This window comes from Saccharopolyspora sp. NPDC045941 (assembly GCF_056431445.1).
This window is the reverse complement of the sequence record NZ_JBWKKU010000020.1, coordinates 122,578-139,754: the sequence shown is the minus strand read 5'-3', so window position 1 is coordinate 139,754 and position 17,177 is coordinate 122,578. Positions and strand designations below refer to the sequence as shown.

Here is a 17,177-nt window from a genome sequence, read left to right as displayed (position 1 = left end):
CGACCAGTGCCTGCCGGTGCGGCGGGAGCTTGCGCCACACAGACCCGATCGTCGCGCGATGGGCCCGCAGCATGCCGGCGACATACTGCAGGGTGGTGGTGGACAGATCGATCGTCGACGGATACAACAACACGTGAAGCTCCTGGTGCTCCTGGTTTGATCTTGGTCGACAATCCAGCTACCAGGAGCTTCACTACTTTTCACGCACCGACACGCCACACCCACCCAACCTGCACAAACCAGGTTGAAAAAGGCTCATTGAAATTGCGGGAGTTGTCCACACCCACCGGCGTGTCGTGGCCTGACACGCCGATGGACTTCAATTTCCATTATTGAAATCGAAGGTTCGATTTCAATGGAAATTGCGCTCTGCTCAGACCACGCTGGGGCGGCCGAGGTCGAAGACGTCCACCTCGAACCGGGCCCACTGCTGGCGCAGCGAGGTGACGCCGTTGTCCAGGATGTAGTTCAGCTCGCCGAGGGTGACCGGCAGCAGCGTGAACACCTGCAGCTGCTCGACCCCGTCCGGATCGGTGAACCTGGTGAACTCCGGCGGGAACAGCGGGTGGCCGCTGGCCAGCACCCCGTGGAACTCGGTGCCCGGCAGCAGCGGTTGCTCGTTCGGCACGATCTGGTCCGGCACCAGGTGGGTGCGCTGCTGCACCAGCAGGCCGGCGGTGAGGTCGACCAGGTGCCGGGCGGCTTCGGCCTGCTCCTTGTAGACGGTGCACGCGAGTTCCTGGGCCGGTTCGGCGCCCAGCGGCTGGAACCGCAGGCCGGTGCTGATCACCGTGGTCAGGTGGTACTGCTGCAGGTGGAAGAACACCAGCCCGTAGCCGCGGTTGGTGCCGTGCGCGTTCGGCGGTTCGGCGCCGGTCGGCGTCCCGGCGTGGCGTTCCAGGCTTTCCGCGAGTCCGACGAACCGGTGCGCGCCGCCCATCGCCGCGCGTTCCTGCTCGGTGGCCATCCGATCTCCAGTACCTTGCTCGATACCCGCGTCAGACCGGCTCGCATGAGCGAGGAATGGCGAAGCTTCGCTCATGACGCCTCCAGCATCTTGCGGAACATCCGCACCTGCGTTCCTCCTGGCGCCCGCGCACCCCGGACCCGGGGCGACCTGCGACTCGGGTGCTGCGTGCGTTCATCGCAACGGTAGCCGCTGCGGGGCCGAACTCGGACACTTTTGGATGACAGCCGACCGGGTGTGTCCCCCAATTGTCGTCACCCGACGTCCGGGATCGCCGGCCCGAGCAGGTCGTCGGCGTCGACGATTTTGTACGCGTAGCCCTGCTCGGCGAGGAAGCGCTGCCGGTGCGCCGCGTAGTCGGTGTCCAGGGTGTCCCGCGACACCACCGAGTAGAAGTGCGCCTGCTTGCCGTCGGCCTTCGGCCGCAGCAGCCGGCCGAGCCGCTGCGCCTCCTCCTGCCGCGACCCGAAGGTCCCGGACACCTGCACGGCGACCGACGCCTCCGGCAGGTCGATGGAGAAGTTCGCGACCTTCGACACCACGAGCCGGCTGATCTCGCCGCGCCGGAAGGCGTCGAAGAGCTCCTCGCGCTCCTTGTTCTTCGTCGAGCCCTCCACGATCGGCGCGTCCAGCGCCTCGCCCAGCTCGTGCAGCTGGTCCAGGTACGCGCCGATGACCAGGGCGGGCTCGCCCGGGTGCCGGTCCAGGATCGCCTTGACCACCGGGGACTTGGTGCGCGCCGTCGAGCACATCTTGTAGCGCTCGTCGGAGTCGGCCGTGGCGTACTCCAGCCGCTCGTTGTCGGTCAGCGTCACCCGGACCTCGATGCACTCGGCGGGCGCGATCCAGCCCTGCGCCTCGATGTCCTTCCACGGCGCGTCGTAGCGCTTGGGGCCGATCAGGGAGAACACGTCGCCCTCCCGGCCGTCCTCGCGGACCAGGGTCGCGGTGAGCCCGAGGCGCCGCCGGGACTGCAGGTCGGCGGTCATCCGGAACACCGGCGCGGGCAGCAGGTGGACCTCGTCGTAGACCACCAGCCCCCAGTCGCGGGAGTCGAACAGCTCCAGGTGCTTGTACTCGCCCTTGGAGCGGCGGGTGATCACCTGGTAGGTCGCGATGGTGACCGGCCGGATCTCCTTCTTCTCCCCGGAGTACTCGCCGATCTCCTCCTCGGTCAGCGAGGTCCGCTCGATCAGCTCGCGCTTCCACTGCCGCCCGGCGACGGTGTTGGTGACCAGGATCAACGTCGTCGCCTGCGCCTCGGCCATCGCCGCCGCGCCGACCAGCGTCTTGCCCGCGCCGCAGGGCAGCACCACGACGCCCGAGCCGCCGGCCCAGAACGACTGCACGGCCTGCTGCTGGTAGTCGCGCAGCGTCCAGCCGTCCTGCTGCAGCGCGATCGGGTGCGCCTCGCCGTCGACGTAGCCGGCCAGGTCCTCGGCGGGCCAGCCGACCTTCAGCAGCATCTGCTTCAGCCGCCCGCGCTCGCTGGGGTGCACCACCACGGTGTCGTCGTCGATGCGCGCGCCCAGCATCGGCGAGATCTTCTTGTGCCGCAGGATCTCTTCCAGCACCGCGCGGTCCAGCGAGTTCAGCACCAGGCCGTGCGCCGGATCGTTGACCAGCTGCAGGCGGCCGAAGCGGCCCATCGTCTCGACGATGTCCACCAGCAGCGGCTGCGGCACCGGGTAGCGCGAGAAGCGCACCAGACCGTCCACGACCTGTTCCGCGTCGTGCCCGGCGGCGCGCGCGTTCCACAGCGCGAGCGGTGTGATGCGGTAGGTGTGCACGTGCTCCGGGGCGCGTTCCAGCTCGGCGAACGGCGCGATGGAGGTGCGCGCATCGTCGGCGAGGTCGTGGTCGACCTCCAGCAGCAGGGTCTTGTCGGACTGGACGATCAGGGGTCCGTCGGTCACGGGTGCGCAGCTCCCTCGGGTCGGACGGCTTCTTCGCAGGTGATCAGCGGTGCCGGTGGCGGCGGCCGGACTCCGCACCCAGTATTCCACCGTCGTCTTTATCACCCGTTCGGGCACTAGCGGCCGTACGGGCTCGGCTAAATTGCTCATTGCGCACAAAAATCGGAGGAGCAGTGAGTTATCCACCGCAGGATCCGTACGGATCGCAGTCCGGTCCGTACGGATCGCAGCCGGGCCACGGGTCGTACCCGCAGGGCCAGTACCCGCCGCCGAACGCTTCGGACGACTTCTGGCGCCACGTCGCGGGCAGCCAGCCGCCTTCGATGCCGCCGAAGAAGAACCGCACCGGCCTGATCATCGGCCTGGTCAGCATCGGCGCGGTGGTGGTCATCGGCATCGTGGTGACGATCATCCTGCTGGCGGTCAACAGCGGCGGCGGCCGGACCGAAGCCGGCCCGACCACCGAGCCCAGCACCGACCGCAGCACCACGCGCACCACCGAACGCAGCACCGAGCGCACCACCGAGAGCTCGGGCAGCACGTTCGAGGCCGGCAGCTGCGTCTCGCTGGTCAGCGAGAAGGGCGGCGAGATGAACGCCGCTGACTGCGGTTCCGCGGACTCGGACTACAAGATCATCGACGTGGTGGAGGGCAACAACCGGAGCCTCTGCCTCGACGACTACACCAACGTCGTCGGCGGCAAGACCTACTGCATCGAGCTGGACGTCAAGCAGGGCGACTGCCTGACGGACTTCAACGACGCGGAGGACAGCGTGCCGCTGAAGATCGACTGCAGCAAGGCCGAGGACCAGGTGACCAAGGTCGCCGACAGCACCGACCCGAAGACCGCGTGCGCCGAGGGCGAGGGCTACTACGTCTTCGAGAAGCACACCGTCTGCTTCGGCAACGTGCAGTAGTGATCGGTCGTGAGCGCCGTTGTGCGCTCACGACCCCGGATTCCTTTCAGGATGCGGCATCAGTCGCATGCGGTGTGCGGGACTCAGCTCGCACCGCCACGCAAGCCCATCCTGAAACCAGGCCAAATCGGGCCGTTTGTGCTGATCGGCGGTGGTCGGGCCGCGACTTCGGCTAGGTTTGCGCGGCTAGATCGTTTCCGGAGGGATCCATGAGCCATCCGCCGCGCAGCCGGGCCGGGAAGGTGGCCTGGCGCGTCGCCTACGTCGGCGTGCTCGCCATCGGATTCGCCATCGTCATCGGCGCCTACTTCACCCTCGGCGGCGACCGGGCCGAGGCCGGGGACTGCGTGGACATCACCGGCGTCGGCACGGCGGATCCCGACTGGCGGCAGGCCGACTGCGGCGGCGCCGAGTCCGACTTCCTGATCGCCGAGGTCTCCGAGTCGTGCCGGCCGGGGTACGCGACGGTCCGCCGCGACAGCGGGCTGCGGTTGTGCCTGGTGCCGGACGTGGTGGTCGGCGACTGCCTGCGCGTTCCGGCGGCAGGCATCGAGACCAAGGCGCGCTGCGACGAGCCCGGCGCGAACGAGCGCGTGACCGGCGTGGCGTCGGACACCACCGGCGCGGCGGCGTGCCCGCCCGGGACGGTCCGGAGCACCGTTTATCCGGAACCGGCGCGAACGGTGTGCACCGGCCCTTCCGCACAGTGACAAAGACGATCTGGTTCGGCAGCCTTCGATGTGATGTCGTGTCAGGGCAACCTCGCAGGTGAGCGGGGTTGTTCGCACGATGAGGGAGGGCTTCGATGCGCAGCGAGGACCGTACGGTCCGTGACATCACCCGGGGTTTGATGCGGGAACTCGGGCTGACGACCGTGTTCGGCAACCCGGGTACGACCGAGGTGCCGTTCCTGACCGGATGGCCGGACGATTTCCGCTACGTGTTGGGCCTGCAGGAATCCGTGGTGGTCGCGATGGCCGACGGCTTCGCGCAGTCCCGCCGGGAACCGGTGCTGGTCAACCTGCACTCCGCGGGCGGCGTGGGGCACGCGCTGGGCGCGATCTTCACCGCCTACCGCAACCGGACGCCGATGATCATCACGGCCGGGCAGCAGACCCGCACCCTGATGTTCGACGAGCCGTTCCTCGGCGCCACCGACGCCGCGACCTTCCCGAATCCGTACGTGAAGTGGAGCTACGAACCGGCCCGCGCCGAGGACGTGCCGGCGGCCCTGGTGCGCGCCTACCAGCTGGCGACGACCCCGCCGTACGGCCCGGTGTTCGTGTCGGTCCCGGCCGACGACTGGGACCAGCCCGGCGTGCCGGTGACCGCCCGCCCGCGCACTCCCGGCTTCGCCCCGGACCCGGCCGCCGTCGCCGGCCTGGCCGAGGCGCTGCGCGGCTGCGAGCGCCCGGCGTTCGTCGTCGGCCCGGCGGTGGACGCCGACGGTGTGGTCGCGGAGCTGGTGGAGCTGGCGGAGAAGACGCAGGCGTCGGTCTACGTGGCGCCGATGTCGCCGCGCTGCTCGTTCCCCGAGGACCACCCGCAGTTCGCCGGTTTCCTGCAGCCCGAGCAGCGGTTGCTCGGCGAGGAGCTCGCCAAGCACGACCTCGTAGTCGTGTGGGGCGCGCCGGCTTTCACCTACCACGTGTACCGCGGCGAGAACGAAGCCGAGCTGCCCGAGATCTTCCTGGTGCACGACGACCCGGACGCGCTCGCCAGGGCGCGGCGGGGCAGTGGCGTGCTGGGCACGCTGGCGCACTCGGTGCGGCAGGTCAACGGCCAGGTCGAGGCGCAGCAGCGGAGCGCGCAGGAGGGCTACGCGCGACCGGCCAAGCCGACCGCGTCGACGCCGATGACCGCCGCCTACGTCTTCGACGCGATCGCCGGGGCGCTGCCCGCGGACGCGGCCGTCGTGGAGGAAACGCCCAGCCACCGCAACGACCTGCACGAGCACTTCCCGATCCGGTCCACCGACGGCGGGTTCTTCACCGGGTTCTCCGGCGCGCTCGGGTACGGCATCGGCGCGGCGGTCGGGGTGGCGATGGCCGACCCGGCGCGGCGCACGGTCGCGCTGATCGGCGACGGCTCCAGCATGTACGGGATCCAGTCGGTGTGGACGGCGGTCCGCGAGCAGGCGCCGGTCACGTTCGTGATCATGGACAACTCGCGGTACGCGGCGGTGGCGGTGCTGGGCGAGGCGGCGGGCGGCGACAAGCTGCCGGGCGTGGAGCTCGGCGGCATCGACTTCGGCGCGCTGGCGACCAGCCTGGGCTGCCCGTCGAAGCTGGTGCGGACGCCGGAGGAGCTCGACGCGGCGCTCGCCGAGGAGTTCGCGGGCAAGACCGGCCCGACCGTGCTGCACGTCAAGGTCGACCCGGGCCAGCGCTACCTGTACTGACCGGAGTTTCGCCTGGCCAGGTCCCGTGAGTGCTTGGGGCGCTATAGCACCCCAAAGTACTCACGGGCCATGGCCTGCTGAACCATCGGTCCACATCGGACCGCACGGTCTTGGCCGAAACGCGAAGGGCGCTTCCCGCCGGGCTGTCCGGCGGGAGGCGCCCTTCGCGCGTGCTGCGTCAGTTGCGGGCGTCGGCCTTCTCCGCCTCCGCCTTCTCCGCCTCGGCCCACTGCTTCGCAGTGGACTCCGCGTCGTCCACATCGGACTCCGCCGGGGCGGAGCCGGACTTCGCCGGGGCGTGGGCGCTGCGGACGTCGAGGAGGCGGGCCACCTCGCTGCGGAGGTGCACGAACGTCTCCGACTCGCGGGTGGTGATCTGGTCGCGCTCGTCGCCGAGCGGGATCTCCAGGTCCGCCACGATCGACGCCGGGGACTTCGAGAGCACGAAGACCCGGTCCGCCAGGTAGATGCTCTCGTCGATGTCGTGGGTGACCAGCAGCACCGTGCTGTCGAACTGCTTGCGGACCCGCAGGAGCAGGTCTTCCAGCTCGAATCGGGTCTGGGCGTCCACCGAGGCGAACGGCTCGTCCATCAGCAGCAGCGCCGGCCGGCAGGCCAGCGCCCGGGCGATCGACACGCGCTGCTGCATGCCGCCGGAGAGCTGCCACGGGTACTTCTTGGCCGCCGCGCTCAGGCCGACCCATTCGAGCACCTCGTCGGCCCGGCTGCGCCGCTCCGCCTTGCTCAATCCCCTGGAGCGCAGCGGGAATTCGACGTTGGACCGCACCGACAGCCAGGGGAACAGCGACCGGCTGTAGTCCTGGAACACGACGGCCAGGTCCTCCGGCACGCCGTTCACCGGGTTGCCGCCCAGCTTGACGTCGCCGGTGGTCGGCTTGATCAGGCCGGAGATGGAACGCAGCATGGTGGACTTGCCGCAGCCGGACGGGCCGACGATGCAGGCGAGTTCGCCGGTGCGCACCTGGAACGTCAGGTCGGCGATGGCCTGGTGGCCGTTCGCGCCGCCGTAGCGGTGCCCGAGCGCGGAGACGTCGAGCATGATCTTGGTTTCGGTCATGGGGGGTTCAGCCTCCGACTACTTGGTGCGCCTGCGAGGGTTGCCAGCTCAGCGCGCGGCGTTCCACCACGAGCAGCAGGGTGTTGAGCAGGTATCCGAGGATGCCCAGCAGCACGATGCCGGCCCACATCGCGGGGAAGTCGAACTGCCGCTGGTCGAACATCAGCCGGTAGCCGATGCCGTTGGTGGAGCCGACGAGCTCCGAGACGACCATCAGCACCAGCGCCAGCGACAGGCTCACCCGCAGCCCGGCGAAGATCTTCGGGGTCGCCGCGGGCAGCACCACGCCGAAGATCCAGTGCGCGCGCGGGATGCGGAACGACCGGGCGGTGTCCACCTTGACCTGGTCGACGGAGCGGACGCCGTCGACGGTGTTCAGCAGGATCGGCCACATCACGCCGAAGACGATCACGGTGATCTGCATCTGCGTGCCGATGCCCAGCAGCACCAGGAAGACCGGCACCAGCACCGGCGGCGGGATGGCCCGCATGAACGCCATCAGCGGCCCGAAGTAGTCCAGCGCGGTGCGGGACCGGCCGAGCAGGGTGCCCAGCGCGACGCCGAGCACCACGGCGACGAGCCAGCCCGCGGCGATCCGCCCGAGGCTGGCCAGCAGGTCGGAGAACGCCTCGTCGGTCAGGAACAGCGACGAAGCCGGCCCGCTGAACCACTTCTCCGCGGCCGCGCCGACGATCGTGGTCGGGGGCGGGAAGAACGGGCTCTGCGCGGCGCGGGTGAGCAGCTCCCAGGCCACGATCGCGCCGATGAAGACCACCCAGCGCTGCAGGAATCCGCGCATCTTGATCACGCCGCCTCCCGGTCGACCGCGCTCCACCGGAGGCCGCGCTTGTGCACCTGTTCCAGCACCTCGTTGATGAGGTAGCCGACGATCCCCGCCACCAGCGTCCCGGCCAGCACCAGGTCCATCCGCCCGGCGCCGGTGCTCGCGTCGAGCACGAAGCTGCCGAGGCCGCTGCCGCCGCCCGCCAGGAACTCGGTGCTGACCACCAGAATCAGCGCCACCGCGGCGGACATCCGGATGCCGGTGAGCACGAACGGCGCCGCGTTCGGCAGCGCCACCGTGAACATGATCCGGCCCCGGCCCAGCCCGAAGGAGCGCGCGGTGTCCACCATCACCGGGTCGATCTCGTCCAACGCGTAGATGGTGTTGAACAGGATCGGCCACACCGCGGCGTAGACCGCGAGCGTGATCTTGGTTTCCGGTCCGGCGCCGACCAGCACGATCGCCAGCGGGATCAGCGCCACCGACGGGATCGGCCGGAGGAACTCGATGATCGCCCGGGTGGCGACCCGGATCCAGCGGACGCTGCCGAGCAGCAGCCCGGCGGGCACCGCGATGGCGATGGAGATGCCCAGCGCGATCGCCCAGGCCAGCACGGTGGCGATCAGGTCGAGCAGGAAGCCGCTATCGCCGAGCAGTTCGGCGAACTGGGCGAGCACTGTGGACGGTGGCGGAAAGTATTGCTGGGGGACGATTTCGGAACGGCTGAAGGCTTCCCACAGAACCAGGAAGCCCACCAGACCGACCAATCCCCGGAGTGTTTTCGTCATTTCCCCGAGTTCAGCTCTGCGGCGGCGCGAAGATCATGCTCGCCACGTCGATTTCCTTGTCGATGTAACCGAATTCCAGCATCAGCCGCGGAATGCGCTGCAAGCGGGTGGCGTCGGCGCGGGAATTCATCTTCAGCAGCGTGATGATCGCCGCAGTCTCCTTGTCGATCTTGGCGAATTCGGGCAGCAGCGGTTCGATCTTGCTGCGGTCCTGCGCCTCGGTGACGGCGGAGTCCATGGCGCGCTGGAACGCCGCCACGGTCTTGGGGTTCTCGTCGGCGAACTTGGCCGCCGACACGTAGCCGCCCAGCGGCAGGTCCTCCAGCGGTCCGGTGACGGTGTCCACCACCGGGACGGCGCCCGCGTCGCGGGCGGACAGCGTCAGGAACGGCTCGACCACGAACGCCGCGTCGACCTGGTTGGTGCGCAGCGCGTTGGGCATGTTGATGAACCCCAGCGGCATCCACTGGACGCCTTCGTAGTCCACGCCGTTGGCCTTCATCGAGGCCTTGACCAGGAGTTCGGAGATGGTGCCGCCGCCGCTGATCGCGATCCGCTTGTCGGCCAGGTCCTGCGGCGTGCGCACGTTGGAGTCCGGCGACGCCATGATCATGCAGGTGTTCGGCGTGCTCGACGCGCAGTCCGCGACGATCTTCAGCTGCGCGATGCCCTTGGCCTGGGCGGCGAAGATGGGCACGTAGCTGCTGAAGGTGATGTCGTAGTCACCGCCGATGGTGCTGTTCAGCGCGGTGGCGCCGTCGGGCGCGTTGATGATCTCGACGGTGAGGCCCTCCCGCTGGAAGTGCCCGTTCTTCGCCGCCAGGTGCAGCGGCGCGAGTTCGCTGGTGGGCAGCCCGCCGATCCGCAGGTGCGCCTTCTCCACCTGCGCGTTCCCGCCCTTCTGCTCCTCCGAACCGCCCAGGAGTCCGCAACCGCTGGTGCCCATCAGGGCGCCTGCCGTGACCATCCCGCCGGCGAGTTTCAACAGGTTGCGGCGGGGAAGGGCGCGGGGAAGGGAACTCATCTGGATCCTCCTGGCATCGGGGTGCGGTGCGCGGTGTTCCGTTGTGCCCTGCGCCGGGAGCGGTACGGGTCGGCGTCGATTCCGCTGCCACGGGGTGTTTCTGGTGCGGGGTGGCGGGTTTCGTCGCGATGGTGACCCGGGAGGAAGAGCGGGTGAGCAACGACTCCGGGCGCGGTGGTGCCGCGTCCGGCGGCGGTGCGTCGTTTCTCCCGGTGCGGTGGCGGGTCTTGGTGTCCCGAACTGTAGAAGGTCGGACCACATGCGACAACCAGGCGTAATTAGCTCGTTGTCACGAGTCACTCACAAGCGTTGGGTGATTCACGCCACTCGGCTCAAGGCCGGGAGCGAATTGTGACGGTGAGCTGAATAGCGCTGGGCAATTCGAGCGAACGCGGAATGTCGTCTGGACCAACGGCGCGCTCCGCCGGGGCCGCCGGCCGTGCGTGTTTTGTGCTGCTACCGCGACACGACGCGCACACGGCCGGCGTGACCAGCGAGAACGTCAGGCCTGCGGCGGCGTCGCGATCATGCTGGCGACGTCCAGGTCGGCGGTGATGAAGCCGAAGTCCTTCATCAGGCGCGGCACCCGCTGCAGGCGGGTGGCGTCGGCGCGCGAGTTGAACTTCAGCAGTGTGATGATCGCCGCGGTGTCCTTGTCGATCTTGGCGAATTCCGGCAGCAGCGGCTCGATCTTGCTGCGGTCCTGCGCCTCGGCGACGGCGCGGTCCATGGCCCGCTGGAACGCCGCGATGGTCTTGGGGTTCTCCTGGCAGAACTTCGCGGTCGCCCCGTAGCCGGTCAGCGGCAGGTCCTCCAGCGGACCGGTGGCGGTGTCCACCACCGGCACGGCGCCGCTGTTGCGGGCGGCCAGGGTGAGGAAGGGCTCGGTGACGATGGCGGCGTCGACCTGGCCCTGCTGCAGCGCGGCGGGCATGTTGATGAACGGGATCGGCGCCAGCTGCACCTTGCTGTAGTCCACGCCGTGGGCGTGCATGGTGGCCTTGACCAGCAGCTCGGTGATGGTGTTGGGGCCGCTGATCGCGATCTTCTTGCCCGCCAGGTCCTGCGGCAGGTGGACCTTGGAGCCTGGCGAAGTCATGATCACGGTCGTGTTCGGCGTGGCCGACGCGCAGTCCGCGACGATCTTCAGGTCCGCGATGCCCTTGGCCTGGGCCTGGAAGAACGGCACGTAGCTGCTGTAGGTGATGTCGTAGTCGCCGCCGATGGTGCTGTTCAGCGCGGCGCTGCCGTCCGGGGCGGTGACGATCTCGACCGTCAGGCCCTCCTGCTGGAAGTAGCCGTTGCGGACGGCCAGGTGCAGCGGGGCGAGGTCGTTGATCGGCAGGGCGCCGACGCGCAGGTTCGCCTTCTCCACCAGCCCGTTGCCGCCGCTTTCCGCCTGCGATCCACCGAGGAGCCCGCAACCGCTCGTGCCCAGCAGCGCACCAGCGGTGACGGCTCCGCCGGCGAGCTTCAGCAGACTCCTGCGTGGCAGGGGGTGGTGGGCGAGGGCGGGGCTCATCTGTTCCTCCTTGCATCGGGTGCGACGTGGAGCGGCGGCTGCGGTGGGGTGTCGGTGGCGCAGCCGTGCCGAGACGGCGCGAAGTTCACCCCGCGGGACGTCCGGGAGAAGCTTGGTGCACAGTGGACTGAGCCACGGATCGGGCGAGCCCCGTCGGTCACGTGCGCCGGGGGTGTTTCGGCCCTTGTGCGAAGTTGTGCGTCTCCCGGGCTGTGGCGGGGTGCGGGTGCCCGTGAACTGTAGAACGTTGAACTAAACCCGACAACTGGGCGTAACTAGGCCCGGGTCACACGGATGGCCCAGTGTTGTTCATACCACTCTTCCGAGTGATGAACTCTCTCTCTGGGGGCCTGACTTGTGACGGCCAGTTAAGTATAGTCTCGCCCGTCGAGGTGACTGGCCTCTGCTTCGGGGGATGCACGTTGTGACCAGGGAGTGTGATGGCAAGCCGGGCTGACAGAGTCTGGGTCGCTGGGGATTTGGCGCGAGCCGGAGAACCATCGACCCGCTTGTGGATACCTGGCGCCGCCGCGTCGGATCGCGGGCACGCTCCCATCACGATGATCAACACTGTCGCGGCGCGGAGAGGCAGCTAGCCGTGGCGGTGCCGCCAATGTCCGCCGCAGCGCAGGAAACAGGGATGCTCAACAACGACCCCGCTACCGGAGCCGATGCAGCCACCGAACCGGCTGGCCGGTCCAAGACGTGGTGGCTGCGCAACTGGCGCCTCCGGTACAAGATGGCCGCCGTCCTGCTCGTCCCGACCCTGGCCGCGCTCGGCGTCGGCGGCATCCGGGTGTACGACGGCCTCGCCACCCAGTCCCGGCTGAACACCATCGTCGAGCAGGTCGAACTCGGCCAGCAGGCCGCGAACCTGACCCACGAGCTGCAGCGCGAGCGCGACTTCGCGATCGTGTTCACCACCGCCAACGGCGGCAACGCGGGCGCCGACTACGCCGCGCAGGGCCAGCGCGTCGACGCCGCGGTCCAGCAGCTCCGGGCCTACGACACCCGGGTGGCGGACTTCTCCCCGGAGGTCCGCAACGCCTACCAGAGCGCCACCCACCGGCTCGGCAGCCTCGGCGCCCTGCGCGCCACCATCAACGACCGGTTCACCGGCCCGCAGACGTTGGTCGCCTACAACTCGGTGCTCGACAACCTGCTGCAGATCAACCGGATGGTCGCGACCTCCGCGGTCAACACCCAGGTCAGCCAGACCGCCCGGGCGGCCGAAGCGCTCGGCCGGGCCAAGGAGCAGCTGGCCCAGCAGCGCTCGATCCTGCTCAGCGCCGGGATGCTCAACCGCTTCCTCACCGGGCAGACCGACGCGGTCCGCGCCGCGAACGCCCGCTTCGAGGCCGCCTACGCGGAGTTCGAGAACGCCGCCACGCCCGAGCAACGCGCCCTCTACGCGGCGCGGGTCGCCGGCGCCGAGGTGGACGACTCGGAGCAGATCGAGCAGAGCGCGCTGATCGCGTCCGACCGCGGGCAGCAGTCGCTGGGCATCGACCCGCTGGAGTGGGGCACGCAGTCGGGCAAGCGCACCGACCTGGTCCGCTCGGTGGAGGACTCGGTGCTCGCCGACTTCCACGACGACGCCACCGAACTCGCCGATTCCGCCTGGTGGTCGCTGGTCCGCGACTCGGCGCTGCTGTTGCTGCTGCTGGTGGTCGCCTTCGGCGTCGCGGCCTACATCGCGCGCTCGATGCTGCGGCCGCTGCGCACCCTCCGCTACGGAGCCCTGGAGATCGCGCAGAGGAGCCTGCCCGAAGCGATCGACAAGGTGAACGAGAACCCGAGCGCCGCGACCCAGATCACGGTGCCGCCGGTGCCGGTGCACTCCAGCGAGGAGATCGGGCAGGTGGCCCGCACCTTCGACGCGGTGCACCAGCAGGCGCTGCGGCTGGCCGCCGAGCAGGCGCTGCTGCGCACCAACGTCAACGACCTGTTCGTCAACCTGGCGCGCCGCAGCCAGACGCTGGTGCAGCGGCAGCTGGCCCTGATCGACCGGCTGGAGCAGGACGAGCAGGACCCGGACCAGCTGAGCAGCCTGTTCGAGCTGGACCACCTGGCGACCCGCATGCGCCGGAACAACGAGAACCTGCTGATCCTCGGCGGCACCGACCTGACCCGCCGGATGATGCGCCCGGTGCCGCTCAACGAGGTGCTCGGCGCCGCGGTGTCCGAGGTCGAGCAGTACGCGCGGGTCGCCGTGGTCGACGCGCCCGACCTGGCCATCCAGGGCCGCGTGGTCAACGACTTCGTGCACCTGGTCGCCGAGCTGCTGGAGAACGCCACGGTGTTCTCCAACCCGGACACCGAGGTCACCGTCCGGACCGCCTACCGCAGGCAGGAACTCGTCATCGAGATCCGCGACCGCGGCGTGGGCATCGACGCCAGCGAGATCGACGAGATCAACGACCGGCTCACCCGGCCGCCGGAGATCGACGTCGCGGTGTCCCGCCGGATGGGTCTGTTCGTGGTCGGGCAGCTGGCCCGGCGCCACGACATCCGGGTCGAGCTGCACAACAACGACAACCTGGAAGGCGGCGTCACCGCGACGGTGCACCTGGCCGGCGAGTTCGTCGTCCAGCTGACCCCGGACGGCCCGAAGCCGATGCCCGACGTGCCGCGCGCGGCGCTCGCCGAGGAGCGGCGCCAGGAGCTCAGCGAGACCGGCACGCACCTCGGGCTGGCCGCGGCCTTCGGCGGCCGCGCCGCCGGTTCCGACCGCGGGATCGACCCGCCCACCGAGCGCGCGCCGCTGCCGTCGCTGGCCGGCATCGAGCAGGCCACCGCGTTCACGCCGATGGCGCAGCAGGAAGAAGACGAACCGGACGTCGATGACACCGAGCTGTCGACCCAGTACTCGGTGACGGTGTCCAGCGGCGATTCGTTCGGCGCCACCGACGTCCCGGACTGGGAGAACGCGTCGAAGGCGCCCGAGGACGACGTCCGCGCCGAGGAGTGGCCGAGCGAGGAGAGCGCCGGGGACCAGTTCGCGGATTCCCAAGGCGGGCGGTGCGGGCCACCTGCCGAGTCCACCGGACCGGCCGACCTGTTCCACAGCCCGTTCGAGGCGGAGAAGACGGCCAACTTCGTGCCGGCCGTGTTCCCGGCCGATCCCGCGCACAACGGCAGCGGACTGAACGGATCAGGCTTGGGCGGTGGCCTCTTCGGCACCGCGGACTCCGACGGCGCAGCGGACAACGGAACCCGGCAGGAGCCGGCCTCGGCGTCCTGGGCCCGAGGGGGCGGCCCGGTCGAAGGCACCGACGGCCCGGCGCCGGCGTTCGCCGACGACGAGCCGAGAGGGGCCGCCTGGGACATGGACGATGCGCCGACGCAGCGACTGCCGATCTACGAAGCCGTGCTCTCGCAGTGGTTCCGCGAGTCCGATGTGGACGATTCCGCGGCCGGTCCGGCCGCGCCGGCGACCCCGGCCGCCCCGGTAGCGGCCGAAGCGCCGGTCGAGCCGGAGCGGCCCAGCGCGCCGGAAGAACCCGTCGTCGACGAGGTGCCGCGCACCACGACCCCGGATCCCGGCTGGGGTTCGGCCGACGACGGCTGGCGGGCCGCGGAGGCGCTGCTGCAGACCCAGCAGGTCCAGGAGACCACCTCCGCCGGGCTGCCCAAGCGCGTGCCCAAGACGAACCTGGTGCCCGGCTCGGCCGCACCGCGCACCCCGCAGGCCCCCCGCCGCAAGCCCGCCACCCCGCGTTCGGCAGACGCCGTGCGCGGCCGGATGGCGAACTTCCAGCAGGGCGTCACACGCGGTAGGCATTCCAAGGCCGAACCGGTTTCCACCGAAACACCCCGCTCGAATCCGAGCCGTCCCGAGGAGCAGGAGTGAACGGGTCCGTGCAGCAACCGACGAGCAGCAACAGCTTCAGCTGGCTGATCACCGACTTCGTGCGTCGCGTCCCCGGCGTGGCGCACTCGGTGGTCGTCTCCGCGGATGGCCTGCTGCTCGCCGGGTCCCAGGGTTTGCCGCGGGACCGAGCCGAGCAGTTGTCCGCTGTCGCCTCCGGGCTGGTCAGCCTCACGCAGGGCGCAGCGCGCTGCTTCGAAGCCGGTGAGGTCACCCAGACCGTGGTCGAGATGGAGCAGGGCTACCTGTTCCTGATGTCCATCAGCGACGGTTCCTGCCTCGCGGTGCTGGCCGCGCCGAACGCCGACATCGGCCTGGTCGCCTACGAGATGACCTTGCTGGTGGAGCGGGTCGGCCGGCAGCTCACGCCGGAACTGCGGGCGCAGCTGCAGGGCATGGTTCGCCGGTGAGTCCGGTCGCGGAACGCTGAGGGGAGCTCGCCATGAACACCGGTTCCGAGCCCAGCTGGGACGGTGACCTGTTCCGCCTCTACAACAAGCGGCTGAGCGCCGAGTCCTGGCAGGACGACTTCGTCGACGACGGCGCCGCCGGCCAGGGCGGCGAGTCGATCGGCGGGTACGACCGGGCGCTGTTCGGCGGCCCGGGCGCGGACCTGTTCGGCTCCAGCTACAACTCGGTGCCCGAGGTAGCCGGTCCCCCCAGGCCGGCCGACAGCGGGCCGCCATCGGTGTCGATGCCGTCGATCTCGCAGTCGATGTCGCCGATTTCGCAGTCGATGCCGTCGATTTCCCAGCCGATGTCGGCGATTTCGCAGTCCATGCCGTCGATCTCGGGGTCGATGCCGGCGATCCCGGCCATCGATCCGCAGGAGTCCGACGGCCTGGACGGCGGGTCGTTGGTGCGGCCGTACGCCCGCACGCGTGGGCGCACCCGCACCGATTATGATCTTGCTATCGAGACGCTGGTGACCACCAGCGAACGCGGTCGCACGCAGGCGACCCAGACCAGGTCCGAGCACCGGTCGATCTCCGAGCTGTGCCTGGAGGCTCGCTCGGTGGCCGAGGTGGCCGCGCACCTGCGCCTGCCGTTGGGCGTTGTTCGGGTGCTGATCGGCGACATGGCCGACACCGGCCTGGTTCTGATTCATGACAGTGGCATGGTCGTTGGTGATCGGCCGTCCATGGAGTTCTTGGAAAGGGTGCTCAGTGGGCTTCGCAGGCTCTGATCCCCGATCGAATGCGGCCGGCCAGAAGACCTCGACGAAGATCGTGGTCGCCGGTGGTTTCGGGGTCGGGAAGACGACTTTCGTCGGTTCGGTGTCCGAGATCGTGCCGTTGACCACCGAGGCGGTCATGACCGAGGCGAGCGTCGGGGTCGACGACCTCAGCGCGACGCCGGGCAAGGTCACGACCACGGTGGCGATGGACTTCGGCCGGGTCTCGCTGGATTCGGACTTGATCCTGTACCTGTTCGGCACGCCCGGGCAGCACCGGTTCTGGTTCATGTGGGACGACTTGGTGCGCGGCGCGATCGGCGCGGTGGTGCTGGTGGACACCCGGCGACTGGCCGACGCGTTCGCCTCGATCGACTTCTTCGACGACCGCGGCCTGCCCTACATCATCGCGGTGAACACCTTCGACGGCGTGATGCACCACCGCCAGGAGGACATCCGGGAGGCGCTGACGATCGACGCCTCGGTCCCGATGATCACCTGCGACGCCCGGAACCGCGAATCCACCAAGCACGCCCTGATCACCCTGGTGGAGCACGCCATGCGCCAGCGCATGGCCGCAGCCCGCTGATCCCGCAGCGCTCGTGAGCGTTTTGGACCGGGGCAGAGGCCGTTCGGGATGTCGTCAAGCGGGGGCGTCGTAGGGCGTCAGTGCCTTCGGGATGGTGGAGTCAACGGCCTGTTCGCCTCGCCTATCGAGACGAACGGGCCGTTCAC

At 69.5% G+C, this 17,177-nt stretch carries 14 protein-coding genes; 7 read left to right on the top strand and 7 right to left on the bottom strand.

Annotation, left to right across the window (positions count from 1 at the left end; all coding sequences use genetic code 11):
- Positions 1-373: 373 nt before the first annotated feature.
- Together AC07FN_RS18645 and AC07FN_RS18640 are read right to left on the bottom strand one after the other, a co-directional pair.
- Positions 374-967: a suppressor of fused domain protein gene (locus tag AC07FN_RS18645; protein WP_452637198.1), complete on the bottom strand. Its 594-nt coding sequence runs from the start codon at positions 965-967 to the stop codon at positions 374-376.
- Positions 968-1,221: 254 nt separating this feature from the next.
- Complete coding sequence (locus tag AC07FN_RS18640) at positions 1,222-2,883, bottom strand: DNA repair helicase XPB (protein WP_478396737.1); 1,662 nt, start codon at positions 2,881-2,883, stop codon at positions 1,222-1,224.
- 173 nt (positions 2,884-3,056) lie between these two features.
- On the opposite strand from AC07FN_RS18640, the gene AC07FN_RS18635 reads away from it, so the two are divergent.
- From AC07FN_RS18635 to mdlC, 3 genes are all read left to right on the top strand, one after another.
- Positions 3,057-3,800 carry a hypothetical protein gene (locus AC07FN_RS18635; RefSeq protein ID WP_478396736.1) on the top strand — a complete coding sequence of 248 codons (744 nt, stop codon included), beginning with the start codon at positions 3,057-3,059 and terminating at the stop codon, positions 3,798-3,800.
- Positions 3,801-4,009: 209 nt separating this feature from the next.
- Entirely contained in the window at positions 4,010-4,510 is a 501-nt protein-coding gene (locus tag AC07FN_RS18630; protein WP_478396735.1) for an LppU/SCO3897 family protein, read from the top strand.
- Positions 4,511-4,605: 95 nt separating this feature from the next.
- Positions 4,606-6,201, top strand: a complete 1,596-nt coding sequence (gene mdlC, locus AC07FN_RS18625) for a benzoylformate decarboxylase (protein ID WP_478396734.1) — start codon at positions 4,606-4,608, stop codon at positions 6,199-6,201.
- 178 nt (positions 6,202-6,379) lie between these two features.
- Here the strand turns inward: mdlC and AC07FN_RS18620 are convergent, their stop codons facing one another.
- From AC07FN_RS18620 to AC07FN_RS18600, 5 genes are all read right to left on the bottom strand, one after another.
- Entirely contained in the window at positions 6,380-7,279 is a 900-nt protein-coding gene (locus AC07FN_RS18620; RefSeq protein WP_478396733.1) for an ABC transporter ATP-binding protein, read from the bottom strand.
- A gap of 7 nt (positions 7,280-7,286) precedes the next feature.
- Entirely contained in the window at positions 7,287-8,087 is an 801-nt protein-coding gene (locus tag AC07FN_RS18615) for an ABC transporter permease (protein WP_452618287.1), read from the bottom strand.
- Positions 8,084-8,851 (bottom strand): ABC transporter permease, encoded by a 768-nt coding sequence (locus tag AC07FN_RS18610; protein WP_452618286.1) that lies wholly within the window; start codon positions 8,849-8,851, stop codon positions 8,084-8,086. Before AC07FN_RS18610 ends, AC07FN_RS18615 begins: the two co-directional genes overlap by 4 nt.
- A 10-nt stretch (positions 8,852-8,861) precedes the next feature.
- Positions 8,862-9,875 carry an ABC transporter substrate-binding protein gene (locus AC07FN_RS18605; RefSeq protein WP_478396732.1) on the bottom strand — a complete coding sequence of 338 codons (1,014 nt, stop codon included), beginning with the start codon at positions 9,873-9,875 and terminating at the stop codon, positions 8,862-8,864.
- 502 nt (positions 9,876-10,377) lie between these two features.
- Complete coding sequence (locus AC07FN_RS18600; RefSeq protein WP_478396731.1) at positions 10,378-11,397, bottom strand: ABC transporter substrate-binding protein; 1,020 nt, start codon at positions 11,395-11,397, stop codon at positions 10,378-10,380.
- A 640-nt stretch (positions 11,398-12,037) separates the two neighbouring features.
- Here AC07FN_RS18600 and AC07FN_RS18595 point away from each other — a divergent pair.
- From AC07FN_RS18595 to AC07FN_RS18580, 4 genes are read left to right on the top strand one after another with little or no spacing between them, the layout of a single operon-like run.
- Complete coding sequence (locus AC07FN_RS18595; protein WP_478396730.1) at positions 12,038-15,250, top strand: sensor histidine kinase; 3,213 nt, start codon at positions 12,038-12,040, stop codon at positions 15,248-15,250.
- Positions 15,247-15,678, top strand: coding sequence for a roadblock/LC7 domain-containing protein (locus AC07FN_RS18590; RefSeq protein WP_093268627.1), 432 nt, complete (start codon positions 15,247-15,249; stop codon positions 15,676-15,678). The genes AC07FN_RS18595 and AC07FN_RS18590 overlap by 4 nt, the downstream gene beginning before the upstream one ends.
- Positions 15,679-15,710: 32 nt before the next feature.
- On the top strand, positions 15,711-16,454 hold the full coding sequence (locus tag AC07FN_RS18585) for a DUF742 domain-containing protein (protein ID WP_478396729.1): 744 nt from the start codon (positions 15,711-15,713) through the stop codon (positions 16,452-16,454).
- Positions 16,435-17,031 carry a GTP-binding protein gene (locus tag AC07FN_RS18580; protein ID WP_478396728.1) on the top strand — a complete coding sequence of 199 codons (597 nt, stop codon included), beginning with the start codon at positions 16,435-16,437 and terminating at the stop codon, positions 17,029-17,031. Before AC07FN_RS18585 ends, AC07FN_RS18580 begins: the two co-directional genes overlap by 20 nt.
- The last annotated feature ends 146 nt before the right edge of the window (positions 17,032-17,177 follow it).

Excerpts from the sequence above, each read along its gene's own strand:
- AC07FN_RS18645 (WP_452637198.1), bottom strand. The coding sequence starts at position 967 with ATGGCCACCGAGCAGGAACGCGCGGCGATGGGCGGCGCGCACCGGTTC.
- AC07FN_RS18630 (WP_478396735.1), top strand. The coding sequence starts at position 4,010 with ATGAGCCATCCGCCGCGCAGCCGGGCCGGGAAGGTGGCCTGGCGCGTC.
- mdlC (WP_478396734.1), top strand. The coding sequence starts at position 4,606 with ATGCGCAGCGAGGACCGTACGGTCCGTGACATCACCCGGGGTTTGATG.
- AC07FN_RS18620 (WP_478396733.1), bottom strand. The coding sequence starts at position 7,279 with ATGACCGAAACCAAGATCATGCTCGACGTCTCCGCGCTCGGGCACCGC.
- AC07FN_RS18610 (WP_452618286.1), bottom strand. The coding sequence starts at position 8,851 with ATGACGAAAACACTCCGGGGATTGGTCGGTCTGGTGGGCTTCCTGGTT.
- AC07FN_RS18605 (WP_478396732.1), bottom strand. The coding sequence starts at position 9,875 with ATGAGTTCCCTTCCCCGCGCCCTTCCCCGCCGCAACCTGTTGAAACTC.
- AC07FN_RS18600 (WP_478396731.1), bottom strand. The coding sequence starts at position 11,397 with ATGAGCCCCGCCCTCGCCCACCACCCCCTGCCACGCAGGAGTCTGCTG.
- AC07FN_RS18595 (WP_478396730.1), top strand. The coding sequence starts at position 12,038 with ATGCTCAACAACGACCCCGCTACCGGAGCCGATGCAGCCACCGAACCG.
- AC07FN_RS18585 (WP_478396729.1), top strand. The coding sequence starts at position 15,711 with ATGAACACCGGTTCCGAGCCCAGCTGGGACGGTGACCTGTTCCGCCTC.